Origin of the sequence: Streptococcus sp. NSJ-72 (assembly GCF_014334035.1) — a bacterium.
GTDB lineage: Bacteria > Bacillota > Bacilli > Lactobacillales > Streptococcaceae > Streptococcus > Streptococcus constellatus.
Genome location: NZ_CP060489.1, coordinates 857,693 through 878,907, shown reverse-complemented (window position 1 = coordinate 878,907; position 21,215 = coordinate 857,693). Strand labels below are relative to the sequence as shown.

20 protein-coding genes are annotated in these 21,215 nt (G+C 37.9%); 6 read left to right on the top strand and 14 right to left on the bottom strand.

Features of this window, described 5'->3' with window-relative positions:
- Window positions 1-7 precede the first annotated feature (7 nt).
- The 5 genes from H8787_RS04365 to H8787_RS04345 form a co-directional block, all read right to left on the bottom strand.
- A complete protein-coding gene (locus H8787_RS04365) occupies window positions 8-571 on the bottom strand; it encodes an HAD family hydrolase (RefSeq protein WP_003069805.1) in 564 nt (187 codons plus the stop codon).
- Between the two features lie 128 nt (window positions 572-699).
- Entirely contained in the window at window positions 700-1,248 is a 549-nt protein-coding gene (locus H8787_RS04360) for a DJ-1 family glyoxalase III (RefSeq protein ID WP_037591102.1), read from the bottom strand.
- Window positions 1,249-1,260: 12 nt separating this feature from the next.
- On the bottom strand, window positions 1,261-2,493 hold the full coding sequence (locus H8787_RS04355; protein WP_049476628.1) for an FtsW/RodA/SpoVE family cell cycle protein: 1,233 nt from the start codon (window positions 2,491-2,493) through the stop codon (window positions 1,261-1,263).
- A 36-nt stretch (window positions 2,494-2,529) separates the two neighbouring features.
- Window positions 2,530-3,510 (bottom strand): YeiH family protein, encoded by a 981-nt coding sequence (locus H8787_RS04350; protein ID WP_187328310.1) that lies wholly within the window; start codon window positions 3,508-3,510, stop codon window positions 2,530-2,532.
- A 120-nt stretch (window positions 3,511-3,630) separates the two neighbouring features.
- Window positions 3,631-6,090, bottom strand: coding sequence for a bifunctional DnaQ family exonuclease/ATP-dependent helicase (locus H8787_RS04345; RefSeq protein ID WP_187328309.1), 2,460 nt, complete (start codon window positions 6,088-6,090; stop codon window positions 3,631-3,633).
- Between the two features lie 136 nt (window positions 6,091-6,226).
- Here H8787_RS04345 and H8787_RS04340 point away from each other — a divergent pair, with 136 nt between their 5' ends.
- A complete protein-coding gene (locus H8787_RS04340) occupies window positions 6,227-6,862 on the top strand; it encodes an MBL fold metallo-hydrolase (RefSeq protein ID WP_003069821.1) in 636 nt (211 codons plus the stop codon).
- A gap of 37 nt (window positions 6,863-6,899) precedes the next feature.
- Here the strand turns inward: H8787_RS04340 and ftsX are convergent, their stop codons facing one another.
- The 8 genes from ftsX to H8787_RS04300 all read right to left on the bottom strand — a co-directional run bounded on the left by ftsX (window position 6,900) and on the right by H8787_RS04300 (window position 14,759).
- A complete protein-coding gene (ftsX, locus tag H8787_RS04335; RefSeq protein ID WP_049476626.1) occupies window positions 6,900-7,826 on the bottom strand; it encodes a permease-like cell division protein FtsX in 927 nt (308 codons plus the stop codon).
- Complete coding sequence (ftsE, locus tag H8787_RS04330) at window positions 7,819-8,511, bottom strand: cell division ATP-binding protein FtsE (protein WP_003069826.1); 693 nt, start codon at window positions 8,509-8,511, stop codon at window positions 7,819-7,821. The genes ftsX and ftsE overlap by 8 nt, the downstream gene beginning before the upstream one ends.
- 72 nt (window positions 8,512-8,583) lie before the next feature.
- Window positions 8,584-9,679 (bottom strand): peptide chain release factor 2 gene (prfB, locus tag H8787_RS04325; RefSeq protein WP_134970971.1). Its coding sequence is split into 2 segments (ribosomal slippage): window positions 8,584-9,606 and window positions 9,608-9,679, totalling 1,095 coding nucleotides; the frame shifts between segments, so codons are not numbered across the junction.
- A 208-nt stretch (window positions 9,680-9,887) separates the two neighbouring features.
- Window positions 9,888-9,992 (bottom strand): hypothetical protein, encoded by a 105-nt coding sequence (locus tag H8787_RS10105; RefSeq protein ID WP_003069829.1) that lies wholly within the window; start codon window positions 9,990-9,992, stop codon window positions 9,888-9,890.
- A 61-nt stretch (window positions 9,993-10,053) separates the two neighbouring features.
- Entirely contained in the window at window positions 10,054-10,230 is a 177-nt protein-coding gene (locus H8787_RS10100; protein ID WP_247927008.1) for an HAD hydrolase family protein, read from the bottom strand.
- 162 nt (window positions 10,231-10,392) lie between these two features.
- Window positions 10,393-11,097 (bottom strand): DUF2785 domain-containing protein, encoded by a 705-nt coding sequence (locus H8787_RS04310; protein ID WP_187328308.1) that lies wholly within the window; start codon window positions 11,095-11,097, stop codon window positions 10,393-10,395.
- A 210-nt stretch (window positions 11,098-11,307) separates the two neighbouring features.
- The gene (locus H8787_RS04305) at window positions 11,308-14,001 is read right to left on the bottom strand and encodes a cation-translocating P-type ATPase (protein ID WP_187328307.1); all 2,694 of its coding nucleotides are present in this window, start codon (window positions 13,999-14,001) and stop codon (window positions 11,308-11,310) included.
- Window positions 14,002-14,372: 371 nt separating this feature from the next.
- Complete coding sequence (locus H8787_RS04300) at window positions 14,373-14,759, bottom strand: DUF1934 domain-containing protein (protein ID WP_003025360.1); 387 nt, start codon at window positions 14,757-14,759, stop codon at window positions 14,373-14,375.
- Between the two features lie 123 nt (window positions 14,760-14,882).
- Here H8787_RS04300 and H8787_RS04295 point away from each other — a divergent pair, with 123 nt between their 5' ends.
- The 5 genes from H8787_RS04295 (at window position 14,883) to H8787_RS04275 (ending at window position 19,935) form a co-directional block, all read left to right on the top strand.
- A complete protein-coding gene (locus tag H8787_RS04295) occupies window positions 14,883-16,202 on the top strand; it encodes an HD domain-containing protein (protein ID WP_187328306.1) in 1,320 nt (439 codons plus the stop codon).
- Complete coding sequence (yidA, locus tag H8787_RS04290) at window positions 16,192-17,001, top strand: sugar-phosphatase (RefSeq protein WP_006267278.1); 810 nt, start codon at window positions 16,192-16,194, stop codon at window positions 16,999-17,001. The genes H8787_RS04295 and yidA overlap by 11 nt, the downstream gene beginning before the upstream one ends.
- Window positions 17,001-18,215 (top strand): aminoacyltransferase, encoded by a 1,215-nt coding sequence (locus H8787_RS04285; RefSeq protein ID WP_187328305.1) that lies wholly within the window; start codon window positions 17,001-17,003, stop codon window positions 18,213-18,215. Before yidA ends, H8787_RS04285 begins: the two co-directional genes overlap by 1 nt.
- A gap of 12 nt (window positions 18,216-18,227) precedes the next feature.
- Window positions 18,228-19,466, top strand: a complete 1,239-nt coding sequence (locus H8787_RS04280) for an aminoacyltransferase (protein ID WP_187328304.1) — start codon at window positions 18,228-18,230, stop codon at window positions 19,464-19,466.
- A 64-nt stretch (window positions 19,467-19,530) separates the two neighbouring features.
- The gene (locus H8787_RS04275; protein WP_187328303.1) at window positions 19,531-19,935 is read left to right on the top strand and encodes an ABC transporter ATP-binding protein; all 405 of its coding nucleotides are present in this window, start codon (window positions 19,531-19,533) and stop codon (window positions 19,933-19,935) included.
- 91 nt (window positions 19,936-20,026) lie between these two features.
- Here H8787_RS04275 and H8787_RS04270 read toward each other — a convergent pair whose 3' ends face one another.
- Window positions 20,027-21,205, bottom strand: coding sequence for a TPM domain-containing protein (locus H8787_RS04270; RefSeq protein ID WP_006270171.1), 1,179 nt, complete (start codon window positions 21,203-21,205; stop codon window positions 20,027-20,029).
- Between the last annotated feature and the right edge of the window lie 10 nt (window positions 21,206-21,215).

Sequence of the window (21,215 nt, the reverse complement as noted above, 5' to 3'; positions counted from 1 at the left end):
TCCTTTTCTATATTTTTATAAATTGCTCGAGATTTTCCATATTATCAAAGAGATAAGTCGCAAAACCAGCTGTTTGACCAGCTTCTATATCAATCGGACGATCTCCAATGACTAAACCATTCTCAATCTGATACTTGTCTTTTAAGTAAAGCATCGACTCAGGATTTGGCTTCCTTTTAAAGCCTCTACTAGAAGTCACAACTTCCGTAAAATATGCCAAAATCCCTGTTTTTTCAAGAATCTCTAAAACTTGGTCATTCCGATGAGAAATCAGAAAATTACGCCCTCCTTGCGCAAGAATTTTCTTAAGCAACTCCGAAGCCCCTTCAAATAAAACAGGATGAGCTAATTCTATCGCTTCGTTCGCTTTATAAGTTTGTAAGAATGGAGGAATGTCAGGCACAAACTGAGCAACTGCATAGGGAGTGGAAATCTTCAATGCCTTGTAAACCTCATCATGGTTAGCTTGAATACCAAAACTAGCTAATGTTTCTACAAAAGCAGCCGTTGAAGTCTCGTAATTATCGAGGAGAGTTCCCCCTAAATCCCAAATATAATCTTGATAATCCATATCCTTTATTATAACATATTTTTCTAAAAAATGGCGGTAAAAAGGGATAGGAGAGCTTATTTTAGATATGAATTCCCATAAAAAAACTTACTTGGTTAATTCCAAATAAGTTTCAGTATCCCAGAAAATCAATCACCATAAACATCATTGTAAAGCATTGCCGTTGCAAGCCGCTCACTATCTCCGCCTAACTGATGAACTAATTCATAAGCAAAAACTAGAGCAGTTGCAGGTCCTCGGCTAGTAATCACTTTCCCATCAACAACAACGGTTTGCTTGATATAAGTACCAGAATCAATATCTGATTCGATACCATCGTAACAGGTAAACTGTTTATCCTTTAAGATTCCTGCACGATTGAGTGCAATCGGTGCTGCGCAAATGGCTGCTATCCACTTACCATCTTCTTGCATCTTCTGTAGAGCTGACATCAAACGATCATCATCTCGCAAACTTGTCGCCCCAGGCATTCCTCCCGGCAGCACTACTAAACCATAATCCTCTAACTCTCCAGCCCAAACTTTATCTGCTTGAACTGAAATACCATGAGAACCCGTTATAACCTTTTCAAAGCCAACCATTTCGCAAGTAATATCAGCACGACGCAGAACATCCACAACCGTCAACGCTTCAATCTCTTCAAATCCATTGGCTAACATAACAGCTACTTTCATCATACTTCTTCTCCTTTATTTTAATTGTTTTAATACTACTTTTTTATGCCTTGTAGGATAATGGGAGCGTTTCTCATCTGAGAGATTATTTTGATAACTTATCGAAAGCAAGAGTCCGACACCAATTAAATTACTAATAATCGAAGAACCACCTTGAGAAATGAATGGAAGCGGGATTCCTGTTAAAGGTAAAATTCCTGTTACAGCTCCGATATTTTCAAAAATATGAAAGAGTAACATCATGATAAAACCAGTAGAAATATAGGTGTAAAATTGATTATTTGATTTCAGCGTAATTTTTAACATACGATAAATCAATAGCAAATACAAGGCAATCACAATCGTTGCACCGACAAAACCAAAATCTTCTGCAATGACAGTAAAAATCATATCACTTTCACGTACAGGCACCAATAGATTGGATACATTAAACCCTTGTCCCCAGAGACCACCACTACCAATTGCTATTTGACCTTGTGCCTGTTGATACGTAGTTGTTTGCGCATAATCAAATGGATTCAACCAAGCCAAAATTCGATTAATCTGATAAGTTGGGATCCCAATCTGATGCAAAAAGGCTCGCCCGTCTTTTGAAATGAAAATAAGTAAAAAGCCACCACCTACAATCAGAGCTGTCAAAACAACTGGTACGATTATTTTCCAAGACACACCGGACAAGAGGACAATTCCTGAAAAGATGGCAATAAAAACTAAAGCTGTCCCTAGGTCACTCTGCAATGCCAACAAAATCAGGACAGGCAAGGTATAAAGTGCTAATTCAAAAATCAGAAAAAAGTCTAATTGAATTGTTCGCTCTCTATCTTTATAGCGCTTCAAAAAATTAACAACGACTCGTGACAACATCAGAATATAAGAAATTTTCATGAATTCAGACGGTTGGAACAAGGTGACACGCCCTATAGTTACCCAGTTTTTTGCTCCTGTCGAAGCAACTAATTCTGAACTATAAAAAATAAGCGGAAGCACCATCAGGGATAAGCCAAATACATATAAGTATGGCGTTATTTGCCAAAGAAATTTTGTATTAAATAGCATAATAATCAAACTGATAACTGTCCCCAGAGCAATCCAAGCAATCTGTTGCCCTACAATCGGCCAAACATTTTTAGGATAATCATGACTAACTGCAATATAAATGGCAACAATACCAATAAAAAGCAAACAAAATACTGGTAATATTAAACTATAATCCACTCGTGAATCAATCGAGCGTTTTTGATAAGGCATATCTCCTCCAACATACGTAATAAACATCAAAAACTTTTACGAGAAAAAGTATTGAATAATTAAGCTAGATGCAGCAACTGCAAACCAAGCAAAGGCACCTGTTACCAACGGTGCTACACCTGCTTTTCTAAATTGTCCAAAGGATACTCTCGCCCCAATCCCAGCAAGAGCCATTGCCATGAGCCATTGTGACAAGAACTTCGTTGCAGGAACAAATGAACTTGGAAAAATCCCCATACTAGTAACAATGGATGCCACGACAAACCACAGAATAAACCACGGGAAAATTTTCTTTAAATCAACTTTTTGATGACTGTTTTGTGAGCGTATATATCGGACTCCTGCAAAGATGAGACAGGCTGGTACAATCATCAAAGCACGACTTAGTTTGACAATCGTTGCCAAATCTCCCGCCGACTGACTGTAAGTGTATCCTGCTGCTACAACAGATGATGTATCATTGATAGCGGTTCCTGCCCAAGTTCCAAAAGTTGCATTATTCATATGCATCAGATGCCCTAAAAATGGGAAAATAAAAACTGCTAAAATGTTAAAGAAAAAAATTGTTGAAATAGATAAAGCGATGTCTTCATCTTTTGCTTCTAAAATCGGTGAGGCTGCTGCAATGGCAGAACCACCACAAATAGCAGTCCCGAACCCAATCAAAGTGGTTAAAACTTTACCCATCCCCAACAAACGACCTACCACATAAGCTGAAAGAAAGGCGATGAGAATCGTTAAAATACTAATCTTTAATGAGAAAATACCCGTAGCAGAGACACGACCAATGGACATGCTGAACCCCAGCAAAATAATGGAATATTGCAGTAATTTCTTACCTGAATAAGCTAGACCAGCATGATAAGTCTTTTTTATATGAAAAAGATTATTGGCTAAAATTCCCAAAAGAATGGCAAAGACGCTGGAGCCAATCAAGGGAAAGAAATTTCCCAAGACGGTTGCTACTGCCGCTAATACAAAAGCAAAACCAATCCCTGGAAGATATTTTTGATACATATTGAACCTTCTTTCTTTGTGTTTCTATTATAACAAAATTTAAAACTAGCAGCAGAGAAAATCAGTATTTTTAACAAAAAAACTCAGTTTACTTTGAACTGAGTCATTCATAAATTGAAGTTACATCGTTTCCTTCTTCAAAAATTGCTCCATCTCTTTTGGAATTTGTTTCATACTTGTGATGGATAGTGGAGCAACTTTTTCCAGAGCTGTTTGAATTTGGCGTCCATATCGTTTGGTTAAAATGCGATTGTCTAAAATAACGACTGCTGATTGCTGCTCTTGGTGTCGAATTGTACGTCCTAAAGCCTGTTTTATCCGTAAAATCGCAACAGGTAAGCTATAATCATAAAAAGGATTCTTACCTTCTTGCCGCAATTTGCGATTGAGCTTCTGCGTAAAGAAATCACTCGGATTATCAAAAGGGATTCGCGTAATAACTTCAATCATTTGTTTCTGACTAGAAAAATCTGTCCCTTCCCAAAAGCTACCCGCTCCTAGTAAAATACTACTTTCCCCTCTATCAAAACGTCGTTTAATATTAGCGGCTTCACCATTCTTATACTGGGCTAAATGAGGAAGACGCAAGCGTTCTGAAACAGCCAGTAGTAACGATTTTGATGTAAACAAAACGAGGAGAGGAACCCCTTGAGTAGCCAACTTATGTACCCATTTAACAATCAAATCTGCATAAATATCTATATCCAACTCTAAAACATTTGGAAAATTCTTATCCAGCCATATTTTTTGCTGATATTTCTGCTTTTGTGGCAACTGATAAAATGGTGCATGTTCAAAACCAAGTAAATGAGCTAAATGCACTTTTTTGCTGATTTCCAGTGTAGCCGAAACAAACAAGACTTGAACTTCTTCGGGTAGCAAGGCTCTAAAATCTAGCATTTCTAAGCAAGCAGCTTCCAACATTGTCACTCGATAATCATCAAATCGCTCCTCTTTTAACCAGAACTGGTCATATTTTGTAGCGAAAATAGCGCGTAAGTCAGAAAGAGAGGAGGTATTTATCTCTGACAAGTCTTGTCGAAGTTTAGAACAAGTTTCCTTTGCCAGTTCATTTTTTCTGTAGCGTTGGAATTGTTCTATTGCATGAGCTAACTCAAATTGGATATCCTCTAACAAACGGCGTTCTAAGATAGTATTTACTTCTTTTAGTTCCAATTGAATCTGCTGCAAACATTTTGTCATATTAAGTGATTTTCGAGATAGATTTTCCAAAGCTAAAAACAACTTCTGCGCTTCATCCACAATCAAAAGCCGATTTTCTACAATTGACTTATCATCTTCTAACCGCGTCAAAAAATAGGCATGATTCGTCACTAACACACGACTACGCTTCGATTTTTCTTGACCTTTTTGCCAAAAATCTGTATCCCCAAAATGAGATTTTTTGCTCAATTTCCCGTCATGAAGAACCTGTTGTAAATAAGTCTGATAACGATGTCGTTGGCCAATTTCATCCAGATCACCCGATTCTGTTTCTGTAAGCCAAACTAAAAGTAACATTTTGCAACGATTGACCAGACGATTATCATCTACTTGTTGCAAACTATCATAAAAGAAGTCAAGTTTCAAATAATTGGCAGGACTTTTTAAGCTATGAAGAGAAATATGAAAAATTTGTTCTAAGTTCTGTCCTTCATTTGCCACAATCTGATCCTGCAATACTTTCGTAGGAACCGTCACCAAGATTTGCTTGCTCGTTTGACCTAAAGCTGGAAGTAAGTAACCATAGGTCTTTCCTAACCCCGTCTGAGCTTGTAAAAAGCTTGATTGATGACTTTTTAAAGCCTGTTCTACCGCATGAGCAAACTCATCTTGTTCTTTTCGTTCCTCTAAATCCAACAAATTGATATTGTGTTGGAAATTTTTGGATAATTTCCTTGCTTTTTTAATCTTTTTACTTTTTCTAAGAAAAATCCCCTGCCGCTTTACCAAATCATGGCAAGTGAAATCCGACATGTGATCAAAAGCATCCTCTATTGCCAAACGTGATTCATAAATCAAACTATTGGAAAAAGTTAACAAATATTCCACTAACTCTTTTGGAAGTTTTTGGATTTTCTCCTGTATTTTTAAAAATAAGGTAGCAGTTGCTGAAGCATCCGCAATCGCTGTATGTGCATGTTTTAAAGGGATGTCTAACTGTTCACATAATATTCCTAGATTGTATTTTTCAAACATCGGGAAAAAGACTTGTGCAAGTTCTACTGTATCTACCCTCGGAGTCACCAATTCAAACCCTTCCCAAAAAAGGGCTTCTGCAAGTAAATTGGCATCAAATTTCACATTATGAGCCACAAAAATGGCATCTTCAATCAACTCATATATCTCACGAGCCACTTGAGAAAAGTCTGGCGCCTTTCTCAATCGCTTATCTGTCAATCCTGTTAATTGGCGAATATGAGAAGTCAACTTTTCATGAGGATTCACATCGGTTTCATACGTTTTGACAATTTGACTATTTTCAATAAGCACAATTCCGACTTGGATAATCTTTGCATTGCTACTGGCACTGGTCGCCTCCAAATCTACCACAGCATATTTTCTTTTTTCTTGTGTCATACTAGAAAAATTATACCATAAATCCAACTATTTCGTATCACGTTTTATGTCTTATTTTCTTTTGACGAATAAAGTAATATTTCTTTTGTGTCATTTCTCACATTTTTTGTTAAACTATGAAAGGAAGGGAGATCTCATGATAACAATTCATAAAACTTTAAATTCTCAAGCATACGAAAATACTTATTATTTAGAAAACGAGCATCATCTTATCGTAGTTGATCCGGGTAGTGACTGGGAGAAAATTGCAGCAAAAATCCAAGAAATCAATAAGCCAATTACAGCTATTTTACTGACTCATACCCATTACGACCATATTATGAGTGTTGATTTAGTTCGTCAACAGTTTAGCAATCCACCTGTCTATGTCGCTGAAAGCGAAGCTACTTGGCTCTATAGTCCGGAGTATAATCTATCTGGACTAGAGCGTCACCAAGATATTGACGACATCATCCTCCAACCTGCCGATGTTTTCTATAATTATCATAATTCTTACAGCTTAGATGATTTTTATTTTTATGTCGTACCAACACCCGGACATTCAATCGGTGGCGTTTCAATTGTCTTTCCTAACGAGCGTTTTGTTTTAACTGGTGATGCCTTATTTTGTGAAGCAATCGGTCGAACGGATCTCTATACTGGAAACTTGGAACAGCTCATTGCTGGAATTAAAGAAGAATTGCTGACCTTGCCTAATTATGATGTTTATCCCGGTCATGGTTCTCAGACTACCATTGTTCACGAAAAAATGTTTAATCCATTTTTACAATGAAAAAAGCCCTAAACAGGCTTTTTATTATTGTTTTCTACTAAATCCTCAAGAATCGTCTCATAGACAGAACTGATCCAAATGAGCCAATAATGATTCCTACGACAAAAAGGAAGGCAATCATCAATGGAATAAAGGTTTGCGGTACAATCATTGAGAGATTCTGACTGGCAAGTGATGGATTGAACGATTTATAAGCTACTTCATAAACAAAATAAACTAATCCAGCTGGAACAACTGCTCCAAGTAAGCCAATCCAAGCTCCTTCTAGTAAGAACGGTCCTCGAATATAACTGTTTTTCGCACCTACCAGACGCATGATTTGGATTTCACGACTGCGTGAAATAATCGTAATCCGAATAGTATTTGAAATTAAGAAAATAGCAATAAAGACTAAGAGGAGTGCTCCTACAATACCCCACGTACGAATAAAATTAGCCAGAGCAAAAATACGTTTTGTATTGGCTCCACCGTATTCGACCTCAGAAACTCCTTCAATCTTCTTCGCATTATTTGCGACAGAAGTAACATACTTCGGTTCTGTCGTATCCACAATATAGGCATCATGCAAAGGATTGGCGTCCCCTTCAAAGAGTTTCCAATCTTTTCCCATGACTTCCGTTAATTTCTTTAATTGTTCTTCTTTGCTAGAAAATGTAACAGATTTGACATTGGCCATTTTATTAAGAGCATCATAGACCTTATGATAATCCTCATTTTTAACTTTTTGGCCTTCTTTTGTAATCGTCTCTTTATTATCTGCCGTATCTGGACGCATATAGACCATGACCCGCACATTGTTTTCAATATCTGTTGCTAGCTTCGCTGTATTTAAAATGACTGACACAAAGATTGCAACTAATCCCAGCGTAATCATCACGGAGCTGACTGCAGCAACCGTCATCCAACCATTGCGCTTTAAACTTTTAAGCGATTCTAGCAGGTGACTTAAAAATCTACTATTCATCGTATCCGTATTCTCCTTTTGCTTCATCACGCACCACACGACCATTTTCGATGGCAATAACGCGGTGACGCAAAGTATTTACAATTTGGCTATTATGAGTGGCCATTAAAACAGTTGTTCCTTGAAGGTTGATTCGTTCCAGAAGATTCATGATTTCCCATGAATTATCCGGATCCAAATTTCCTGTTGGTTCATCAGCGATTAGAACCTTTGGATTATTGACAATAGCCCGTGCAATCGCAATCCGTTGTTGCTCACCACCTGATAACTCATTTGGAAAAGAGCGAACTTTATGTTTCAAACCAACTAAATCTAGCACTTCCATAACACGCTTTTTAATATTGCGACGACGCTCACCGATAACTTCCATGGCGTAAGCGATATTTTCATAAACTGTCTTTTTGGGTAGCAATTTATAATCTTGGAAAACGACGCCAACATTACGACGCAACATTGGAATATCACGTTTTTTAATTTTAGCAAGATTAAAGCCAGCAACTTGCAGACTTCCCTTATCAACTTTCACTTCACGATACAATAATCGAATAAAAGTTGATTTCCCAGCTCCAGAAGGTCCTACAATGTAGGTGAATTCTCCTGGTTCCACTTTGATGGACACACCACGCAAGGCTGTTGTCCCGTTGTCATATTTTTTGACAACATCTCTCATTTCAATAATTGACATATATTGCAAAGAGTCCTTTCATTAAATACTCAAGTTACTAAAATGACACTTTCTGTGATAAAAGTCTTCTTTTTAGTTTAACCGCCATTTCAAGTAGGCATCTATGAAGCCATCTAAATCACCATCCATAACTTTATCAACTTGAGCTACTTCGTAACTAGTTCGATGATCCTTAACCATAGTGTAAGGTGTAAAAACATAGGAGCGGATTTGACTTCCCCAAGAGATCTCTTTTTTATCTCCTTTGAGCGAATCTACTTCTGCTGCTTTCTTTTCTTGCTCCATTTGATAGAGCTTGGCTTGAAGCAACTTCATTGCCCGATCACGGTTTCCATATTGTGTACGGTCAACCGTTGATTGTGTCACAATTCCTGTCGGTATATGCGTCAAACGCACCCCCGTCGAAACTTTATTGACATTTTGTCCACCAGCACCACCTGAACGAAAAGTATCCATCTTGATGTCTTCATCTCGAACTTCAATTTCAATCGTATCATCTAACTCCGGCATGACTTCTACTGATGTAAAGGAAGTGTGTCGACGCTTAGCTGAATCAAACGGAGAAATCCTCACTAATCGATGAACTCCCATTTCAGATTTCAACAAACCATAAGCATGAGGCCCTTCAAAAGACAAGGTAACAGACTTAATTCCCGCTTCGTCCCCCGCTTGATAATCCAAAACTTCAACCTTGAAACCATGAGCATTGCCAAAGCGTGTATACATACGAAGCAACATATCTCCCCAGTCCTGAGCTTCTGTTCCTCCTGAACCTGGGTGAATTTCAAGGATAGCATTGTTGTTATCATAAGGTTCTGATAAAAGCAAGGTCATCTCATAACTTGCCATCATCTTGTCCAATTCAACTAGCTTTTCTTCTAGTTCCTCTTGAACAGATGTATCTTCAGCCAAGAAATCCAGCAAAATTTCTAGTTCATCAAACAAATCAGTCATTTGCTGAAAGTTATTATAGGTTTGCTTGAGTTCATTGAGCTCCTGAGATGTCTTTTGAGCTGCAATGTTGTCATCCCAAAAGTCAGGTTCTGTCATCTTATTTTCTAAGATAGCAATTTCTTCTTCCAGACCTTCTAAGTCAAAGAGACCCCCTGAAAGAAGCTAATTTTTCACGATTTGCGTCAATTTTTTGACGAATTTCTGAAATGTCCATATCTACCTCTTTTCACATATCGTTTTATTATATCACAAGTCAGTATTTTTTTCTAATTTCTGACAGAATCCAATAATAGTTATTGTATAAAATTTCTAAGTTGTAATCAAGAAATTTCATTTTTTGTTACATGATTGTTAGATAGGTTGCTGGCTGAAGAAAAATATTAAGAAGATAGATTTACCGAAATGATCTGTATGGTAGTGTTCTACTTTGCAATTTCTCGCTCAAGAACTTCTAAAACACCTGATTCTTGATTACCTGGTGCTTGATACTTTGCTACTCTCTTTACTATTTCAGATTCGTTTTTCATCGCATAGCCTGCTCTACATAAGCTAGCTTTTCTAGGTCATTTCCACCGTCTCCAAAAGCCATTATCTCTTGTGGAGCTGATCTTTTGGAAAAAACGAAGCCAGTTGGGCATATTGATTACCTGAGATGACAACTACTTTAATATCTTTATCTTGCAACATTCGATAAATTTTCTCGAAATACTTCACATCATAGGTATTGTCAGAGCACAGAAATGTACCATCCACAACAAATGCCACTAATTTGATTATCTTTTATCCCTCCTCTTTACCTCAATTTTATACTAAAAAACTTAAAAATTCCTATGATTTTTGACGACAATCGTTCCTATCTCTTTTTTTAAAATACAAGAAGAAGCACTTTAATGAAGAAATTGTAGCTACACTTATCTCTTTTGAAATCTAGTACGAAAATAAGTGAATGGTTTCTTTCAGCTCGTCTGCAAGAACTTTTTCTTTATTTAATTGGAGATAAATTTCTAATAAGCACGAACGAACATTGGAAAACTGTATGAAGTCTATTGAGTTTTCTAACGGAAAGCTAAGTGAAGTTAACCAAACCGCAACTCTGGTTTGTGAGAGCCTCTCATTTAAAACAGCTTGATAGATTACTCGTGTTATAGGAAAATCTGGATGATAGATAATCTCAACTAAAAGATCTGCACCATGAGCAAAGGCATGCACCCAACCATATTCTTCAGAATAACCAGTACTATCATTTTCATACAATAAATAAGACAGACCTTGTTCAAATAGAGCCATTCTTTGATGACTAGAAAGTCTTTTAAAATAAAGTGAATTTTTCTTAGCATCTGCATTTAGCAAATTAGCGAATAATAAAGCCGTAAAAGATCGAATCAGAGTAGCCTGACCAACTTCTTCCTTTTTATACAAAAGCCCCTGTCGTTTAAGAGCTTCAACCACTACAAAATCAAACTGGTCCTTTGTAAATAACTGTTCTTGTATGGCTCTGGCTAGAGAAACAAAGATTAAGTCATCTCGTATTTTATAATTTGGATGACCAATATGATCTAACATCCAAAGGATTTCTTCTTGTTGATAAATTGGCATATCCTGTGCTAATTTTTCTTTTAGTATTTTTTCCATATCTTTCCTTTTCAATTAGATTATTAGATTATTAGATTATTAGATTATTAGATTATTAGATTATTAGATTATTAGATTATTAGATTATTAGATTATTAGATTATTAGATTATTAGATTATTAGATTATTAGATTATTAGATTATTAGATTATTAGATTATTAGATTATTAGATTATTAGAAAAAGTCATCCGAAGATGACTTTTTCTTTCTTAAATAGCATTCTTATCAAAGCCAAGTTTGCGTTGGATAAATTTGACAATTTCTACAATGATAATCATTGAAAAACTGCCAATAAGGACTGCTGCCCATTGTGAAAGATCCAATTTTGTCACATGAAAAATTCCTTCTAGTGGCTCAATCAAAATAGTAGAAGCCAACAAGATAAAGGAGACCAAGATAGACCAATTAAAGGTTTTAGACTTGAATGGCCCGACTGTTAGAAGTGATTGATAAACAGATTTCACATTAAAAGCGTGGAAGAGCTGAATTAATCCAAGCGTTGCAAAAGACATAGTTAATGCGTCTGCATGAATGGCTCTCATATCCCCAACATGAACAGGATTCATCAATGCATAAGCATAAACACCAAGTACCAAAGCACCTTGCAAGAATCCTTGATAAATAATCGAGCTCATGACACCACCTGAGAAGAAGCTAGACTTGCGGCCACGCGGTTTATGCGTCATAACGCCCGGCTCAGCAGGTTCAACCCCCAGAGCAATGGCAGGGAAAGTATCTGTCACTAAATTAATCCAAAGTAAGTGAACCGGCTGCAGCACATCCCAGCCAAAAAGAGTTGCTAGGAAAATAGTCAAAACTTCTGCCGTATTGGCTGAAAGCAAATATTGAATGGTCTTTTGAATGTTAGAGAATACTTTGCGCCCTTCTTCAACAGCCACGATAATCGTTGCAAAGTTATCATCAGCCAAAATCATGTCAGAAGCACCTTTCGAAACTTCTGTACCTGTAATCCCCATTCCAATACCGATATCGGCTGTCTTCAGGGCTGGTGCATCATTGACACCATCACCGGTCATAGCAACAACTTTCCCCTGATGTTGCCATGCTTTGACAATCCGTACTTTATGCTCAGGTGATACGCGCGCATAGACAGAATAATGACCAACAACTTTTTCAAACTCTTCGTCTGACAATTCGTTAAGCTCGGCACCAGTCATGACATGGTCTTTACTATCATCATTGATAATTCCTAGACGTTTGGCAATGGCTTCCGCCGTAGCTTGGTGGTCACCCGTAATCATAATTGGACGAACCCCTGCTTCCTTGGCAACGCGAACGGCTTCTGCTGCTTCTAGACGCTCAGGGTCAATCATTCCAATCATACCTGTGAAAATTAAATCATTTTCAAGATTTTCAGACGTTAAGTTTTCTGGGATTTCATCAATAATTTTGTAGGCGCCAGCCAACACGCGCAAGGCTTGATGAGCCATACCTGAGTTATTATCTTTAATCAGCTGAGTCGTTGCCTCATCAATCTGTGCAATAGTTCCTGCCTTGTCACGAGACACACAACGTTTTAAGAGTTGATCTGGCGCACCTTTTACAGCAACCAAAAATCTACCGTCCGGCAAAGGATGAATAGTTGACATGAGCTTACGGGTCGAGTCAAACGGCAACTCTGCTACACGAGGATATTGCTCTAAGAAAGCTTTAACATCATAGCCCTTATCAAGTGCATACTGAACAAAGGCTGTTTCTGTTGGGTCACCAATGAGTTTCCCCTCTTGGTCGATTTTAGTGTCATTAGCAAGTACAACCGAGCGTAGCAAAGGCAAGTCGAGCCCAAGCTCAATAGCTTGTTTTGCTTCGTGCAAGCTACCATCATAGAAGACTTTCTCAACTGTCATTTTGTTCATAGTTAACGTACCAGTCTTATCAGAAGCAATAATTTCAGTAGAGCCAAGCGTTTCAACTGCAGGAAGCTTTCTAACAATAGAATTTCTCTTCGCCAAAACTTGGGTACCAAGTGCCAAGACAATGGTTACAATAGCAGGAAGCCCCTCTGGAATCGCTGCAACAGCAAGTGCGACTGATGTCATCAATTCGCCCAGTGGATCTTTTCCTTGAATAAATACACCAACCACAAAAGTGATAGCTGCAATAATTAAAATCGCATAGGTGAGCACTTTTGACAGACCATTTAGATTTTGCTTGAGTGGAGTATCTGTTTCATCAGCGTTTTGAAGCATACCAGCAATATGACCAACTTCCGTATACATACCTGTATTGACAACTACACCCATTCCCCGTCCATACGTAACATTTGAATTTTGGAAAGCCATATTGATGCGGTCACCCAGTCCTGCATCCGCAGCTACATCAACAGTCAGATGTTTTTCAACAGGAACAGATTCACCAGTCAGAGCTGCTTCTTCGATTTTCAACGTGTTCGCTTCCAAAAGACGCATATCAGCAGGTACCACATCACCAGCTTCCAGTATAACGATGTCTCCTGGAACTAATTCCTTAGAATCCACTTCTGTCACATGCCCGTCACGCAGCGCGCGCGCAGCTGGGCTAGACATAGATTTGAGTGCTTCAATTGCTTCTTCTGCCTTGCCTTCTTGGTAAACTCCAAAAATGGCATTAATAATGACCACAGCTAGGATAATAATCGCATCTGCAATATCTTCACCACCTGAAGTCACAACTGAAAGAATAGCAGCAATCAGCAAAATGAGAATCATCAAATCCTTGAATTGCTCAACGAATTTCATCAGAAGGGATTTTTTCTCTCCTTCATCTAGTTCATTGCGGCCGTACTCATCTAAACGCTTAGTAGCTTCATTGCTTGTTAAACCCTGATTAGAAGTTTCCAAATTCTTTAAAACTTCTTCCGAACTTTGCGTATAAAACGCTTGGCGCTTTTGTTCTTTCGACAAAATAGTTCCTCCTTTAATCTCTTTTTGACAAACAAAAAGAGACCTGTTTGCTGTAACAAGTCTCGCTGTTTCATACAAGGCCGGAAATTGCTTTCGTATTGACGACCTTGTAACGGATATCCCGCTAGCTACTCCCTTGAGTGTTTTTATTATATCAGATTCTTCAATTTTTTCAAGCAAAAAAGTTCAATTTCTATCTATTTTGCCCAACAAAGAATAAGACGCAATAAATAAAATAATCGCTATGACAAGTGTCCCTGTTAGGTCAAAGAACATATTAAGCTTTGTCTTGTTATAAAAAACCAAATAAATCTGCTGAGAATAAAAATAGCCGCTATTACTAAACTAAAAAGGATTCTTCCCATTACTTTCTACCTCCACGAAATTTCCATTTGATAATCCGCAAAAGTTCGACCGCCATCAGGTGTTCTCAATTGATAATGCAGTTCAAGTGTCTGCTTTTTCAAATCAACCTGGTAATGACTTGTTTTTGTGATAAATTGCTGTATGCCGACCGGTGTGGGAATTCCAATCAAGGCTTCTCCTCCTTTGATAAACCGCATCAAAGATTTAGGAGTAGAGAAGCGTGTCATGACTAGTTCTTCATCCTGAAACTTCAAAACAACATTTTCATTCTCTTCATTTTCAAAACGCAAGTAATGATAAGCTCCCTTTTTCTGCCATTCTCCGTCATAAGTTTGATCAATTTGTTCTACTTGTTCATCAAACTGTATCTGATTTTTGATTCTAATCTTCACACTATAAACTCCTCATCTACTGCTTTTCTTTTCTATTTTATCAGAAAATCTCAAAGATTTCTTCCTTTCTTTCCTTTAATTTTTTCAGTGTGGTCTTCTTCTGTTTTATGGTATAATAGAGCCATGATTGAAAAAGTATTTCGTGATCCCGTGCACAATTACATTCATGTAGATCACCAAGTCATCTATGATTTAATAAACACTAAAGAATTTCAACGACTGCGCCGCATTAAACAGCTGGGAACTTCTGGCTATACTTTTCATGGAGGCGAACACAGCCGTTTTTCACATTGTCTTGGAGCCTATGAAATTTCCAGACGCATCACAAAGATTTTTAACGAAAAATATCCAGAAGTTTGGAATCGTCATGAAAGTCTCTTAGTCATGGCAACAGCTCTCTTACACGATGTAGGTCACGGCGCTTATTCACATACTTTCGAGCGTCTATTTGATACCGACCATGAAGAAATTACACGCCAGATTATCACGAGCCCTGAAACAGAGATTAACCAAGTGCTGATTCAAGTTTCACCTGATTTTCCAGAAAAAGTAGCCAGTGTTATCAACCATACTTATCCTAATAAACAAGTTGTTCAGTTGATTTCCAGTCAAATCGATGTGGATCGTATGGATTATCTCTTGCGAGATTCCTACTATACAGGTGCTTCTTATGGACAATTTGACTTAACACGGATTTTGCGCGTTATTTGTCCAGTAGAAAATGGCATTGCTTTCAAACGCAGCGGTATGCATGCTGTGGAAGATTATGTCGTCAGTCGTTATCAAATGTATATGCAGGTCTATTTCCATCCAGCTAGCCGTGCGATGGAAGTACTCTTACAGAATTTACTCAAACGAGCTAAATTTCTCTATGAAAAGCAGAAAGACTATTTTGCACTCTCTTCTCCCAACCTTATTCCTTTCTTTGAAAAAAGAGTGACTTTGAAAGATTATCTTGCTTTAGATGATGGAGTTATGAACACCTATTTCCAAGTTTGGATGACGAGTCCTGATACGATTTTATCTGATTTAGCACAGCGTTTCATCAACCGTAAAGTCTTTAAATCCATTATTTTCTCTGAAAAAAATGAAAAACATCTGAATATCATGCGGAATTTAGTTGCAGAAGTCGGCTTTAACCCTGACTACTACACTGCCATTCATCGTAATTTTGACTTGCCGTATGATTTCTATCGACCACATGTAGAAAATCCGCGAACGCAGATTGAAATTGTGCAAAAAGATGGCAGTCTTGCTGAATTATCCACTTTATCAGCTATTGTCCAAGCATTAGCTGGTACAAGACACGGTGACAATCGTTTCTATTTTCCAAAAGAAATGCTGAAAGATGCTGGACTTTTTAGCGAAAATAGCAAAACTTTCTTGTCGTATATCAAAAATGACCAATTTATCTATGGAGAATCACACAAACATGAGTATTAAATTAGTTGCCGTTGACATTGACGGAACCTTATTGAACAATAAAAGAGAAGTCACACCTGAGGTTTTCAGTGCTGTACAAGATGCGAAAGCTGCTGGAGTAAAGATCGTCATTGCAACCGGACGCCCTATTCCAGGAGTGAGAAATTTACTCGAAGAATTACACCTAAATGAGCCAGGCGACTATGTCATTACCTTCAATGGCGGGCTGGTGCAAGATACAGTAACAGGGGAGGAATATATCAAAGAACCCCTGTCTTATGAGGATTATCTGGACATCGAATGCCTCAGCCGCAAGCTAGGAGTTCATATGCACGCTATCACCAAGGACGGCATTTATACTGCTAACCGTAACATTGGAAAATATACTGTTTACGAAGCTGGGTTAGTTAATATGCCAGTCTACTACCGCACTCCAGAGGAAATGATAGATAAAGAAATCGTTAAAATCATGTATATTGACGAACCAGAAATTTTGGATCAAGCAATCACGAAACTTCCTAAAGAATTGTACGATAAATACACACTCGTAAAATCTGCACCTTTTTACTTAGAAATTGTCAAAAAAACTGTCAACAAAGGAGCTGCAGTCGTGCATCTAGCAGAAAAATTAGGATTGACAAAAGAGGAGACTATGGCGATTGGTGACGAAGAAAATGATCGTTCTATGCTAGAAGTCGTGGGAAATCCTGTTGTAATGGAAAATGGGACTGATGAACTGAAAAAAATCGCCAAATACATTACCAAATCAAATGACGAATCAGGCGTTGCATACGCTATTAGAGAGTGGGTTTTAAACTAATGTACACTTATAAAATCGGAATCTCTGCTCAAGAACACGATGATTTTGTTAAGCAAAGTTCTCAAACCAACTTACTTCAAAGCGCTTCTTGGGCAAAGGTTAAAGATAACTGGGACAATGAACGAATTGGTTTTTACAAAAATAATCAATTAGTAGCCTCGGCTAGCATTCTCATCAAGCCACTGCCGCTCAGTATGACCATGCTTTATATTCCGCGTGGCCCTATTATGGACTATCAAGATCAGGAATTGCTACACTTTGTTCTGACTTCTTTAAAAAAATTTGCCAAAACTAAAAAAGCTCTTTTTATCAAGTTTGATCCTAGTCTTTTCTTAGTTCAAAACCAAAGTGGGGAAGAACGACAGGATAATCCAAAAACTCTTGATTTGATTAACAACTTGCAAAAAGCAGGTGCTATCTGGCTTGGACGCACTGAATTATTGGATGAAACCATTCAGCCACGCTTTCAAGCAAATATTTACAAGGATAATTTCAGTGAAGAACTTTTATCGAAAAGCACACGACAAGCTATTCGCACTGCTCGCAACAAAGGTATTCAAGTCCAATTTGGTGGTTCAGAGCTTTTGGACGATTTCTCTGCTTTGATGAAAAAAACAGAAAATCGAAAAAGTATCCATCTGCGTGGTCAAAATTATTATCAAAAACTGCTGGATACTTACCCTGAGCAGTCCTATATCACACTTGCAAGTATTAATTTAAACGAGCGTCTAGAAAATCTCCAAGTACAAAAATCCAAGGCTGAAAAAGAAGCTAGCAAATTTACTGAAAAAACCAAGCCCGGTAAAATTGAAAACAACAAGCAGGAACAAAAACGGCTGCAAGAAGAAATGGATTTCTTAGCAGAAAAAATGACTCAAGGAGTCACAACAGTGCCTCTATCTGGAACCTTAGTTCTCGAATATGGAGCTACTTCTGAAAATATCTATGCTGGAATGGACGAAGAATACCGCCGCTACCAGCCAGCCCTCCTCACTTGGTATGAAACCGCAAAGCACGCCTTTGAACGTGGCGCCGATTGGCAAAATATGGGGGGAGTTGAAAACGATCTAAACGGCGGGCTTTATCATTTCAAATCCAAGTTCAATCCAACTATTGAGGAATATGTTGGTGAATTTAACCTCCCAACTAATCCTCTCTATCATCTCTCGAACTTTGCTTATACTTTGAGAAAGAAATACCGCAGCAAACACTAAGAAAGGAATCGCATGACACTCAAACAACTTCGTCAGGAAGAATTTGTAAAACACAGCGCTTCTTGCGCTCAACGTTCTTTTATGCAGACGGTAGAAATGGAGAAGCTCTTATCAAAATGTGGCTTTACTTGTCAATATGTAGGATACACAAATGAGCATGACGAAGTGACTGTTTCAGCTGTGCTCTACAGTATGCCCATGACAGGTGGACTTCACATGGAAATCAATTGCGGTCCTGTTTCAACAAATCCTCACGACCTGCAAGCTTTTTACCGTGAACTCAAGACCTACGCCAAAGAAAATGGTGCTTTAGAGCTAATTGTCAAACCTTATGAAACTTATCAAACATTTGACAGCAATGGTCAACCTACTTCGCCCGAAAAAACAGAATTGATAAAAGATTTGACAGACTTAGGTTATGAATTTGATGGTTTACAGACTGGCTATCCCGGTGGGGAACCTGACTGGCACTATGTCAAAGATCTGGCAAGTCTTACCGAAAAAGACCTCATCAAATCCTTCAGCAAAAATGGCAAATCAACCGTCAAAAAGGCGAATACTTTCGGCATTCAATTAAAAAAGCTGAAACGAGATGAATTAAATATTTTCAAAGAAATCACTTCTGCCACTTCCGAACGGCGTGAATATAGTGACAAATCTTTAGATTACTACCAAGATTTCTACGATGCTTTTGGTAATCAAGCAGACTTTATGATTGCAACGCTTAATTTTCAAGATTATCTGCAACATCTGCAAAATGATCAAAAAAAACTCAGACAAAAAATTCAAAAATTAGAAGCGGATTTAGAAAAAAATCCTCAGTCGGAGAAAAAGCACAATCAACTGCGTGAATTCTCTAGCCAATTTGAAAGTTTTGAAACACGTAAGGCCGAAGCACAAGAATTGATAGATAAATATGGAATGGAAGACCAAGTGATGGCTGGCAGCCTTTTCCTGTACACACCACAAGAGGCAACTTACCTCTTTAGTGGTTCCTATCCTGAATTTAACAAATTTTATGCTCCAGCGCTTCTCCAAGAATACGTCATGAAAGAAGCTATCAAGCGAGGTATTCCTTTTTATAATTTTCTTGGTATTACTGGAATTTTCGACGGTTCAGACGGCGTGTTCCGCTTTAAACAAAATTTCAATGGTTATATTGTTCGCAAAATGGGTACCTTCCGCTATTATCCACAGCCATTAAAATTTAAAATTCTCAGTTTGATTAAAAAATTGCTACGGCGCGCTTAAAACTCTCAAACAGCTTTTTGAGAGTTTTTAAAGTATTCATATGTTCTATAAGGATTTATCAGATATGCTTAAACGATTTATTTCAAAAAAACTACTAGCGATTTACTTTCTGTTTATCGTGCTGACATGGGTTGAGTCGGTCTTAAATCCTACCCTCGTTCGGATGATTATTGATAGTTTTCAAGCGAAACATTTAATGATTCTCTGGCAGACCTTGCTACTAGGAATTTTGGGAAATATCCTGATTCTCTTAGGTTTAGCAGGAAAACGTTATTACTATGCTAAGGTCATTGCTGATTTTAATAAGAAGCTAAAAGGAAAGATATTTGCGGCTTTTCTTTATGACAATCAACTGTCAGATAAAGATATTCTTTCCGATTTAGAAAATGATGTAAAGCAAAATAATAGCGTTTCCAATTCCTCGTTGAATTCCCCTAGAAATAAAATTATTGTGGACAACATCGTTTGAAAATTTTAAAATTCGCCCCGTTGTAAAATGAAGTGTAATAAAAAGGTCAGCATAAATATCCTGACCTTTTTTAACTTCCACTATTATCCATCTAAAAACTTCCGCCACTGCCCCCGTGACTTCTGTCTGATGAAGATGTATGTGTGCTACTACCCCCAGAATCACTGGAGCTGCTAGGCTCCGGTTTTGCTTTCTTATCTACATTTGAGTAGAGGAAGAATTCTTGAGCATTGGTAATCTGGAGACTATTTTTCTTGATGTAATCAGTGGCTCCGGTTTGATGATAGACAGATTTGAGCTGACCTTTCATTCCTGTTACGATGAGAAAGGCGATACCAAAGCCAATAGCCAATGCTCCAGGAATCCAGTACCAACTTAAAGGCTCCTTAGGGAGATTTTTTACATCATAAGGCTGCCCTTTTCGTGCTTGAGTGAGGAATTCATCACACTGCTCAGCGTAGGTTGTAAAAGCAGCATTGTAGTCACCATCTTTTAAATCAGGCAAGAACTGCTTTGATAGGTAGTCTAAGCCAGCATCGGTAAAAGCAGTGATGCCGTAGCCTGTCGTTGAAATATGCCACTTCCGTTCTGCCATACTGATTAAGAAAAGCACCCCATCATGATTTTTTCCTTGACCGTAGCCATTGTAGTCGAAGTAGTCATCTGCGAAGTCTTGAGCACTTTTTCCTTCCAGACTCTTAACGGTCACGACAACAACATCGCATTTTTGGCGCTGACTAATGTCTTGGAGCTTTGATAGTAAGACTTTTTCTTGATTCGGCTTCAGCAAGTCCGCTTCATCTACCAGTAATGGATTGGCCGATGCATTGAGCAATTTGGTTACTTTATTGAGATAATACCGAACACCGCTATAAATATTTTTCCCACTCTCAAAAGCTTTCCAAAGTATGTCGTCACTCTTTGCTCCTAGCTTTTCTTTAGCGTTTCCGGCATAATATAGGATCCATTCATTTTTTTCTTTATCAACAGCAAGGAGAATACCTTCAGCTGTGCCTGCAGATTCTTGATAAACCTTTTCAGCATAAGACAAAATACCATCTTCACCTACTGATTTTGCTGCTAAAAAGTAAACTTTCAAATGATATTGTTCTTCAATAGCTTTAGCCGCTTTGTTAATCTCTGTTATTTCCTTGCTTGAAAAGGCTGAGACTTCATCACGAATATAGCTGGTTTCTTCTGCACAGACAGTCCCAATCATGAGAAAGGAGAGAAGAAGAGTTGTCAGTAATGTTATGAATTTCTTCAACATAATCTCATCC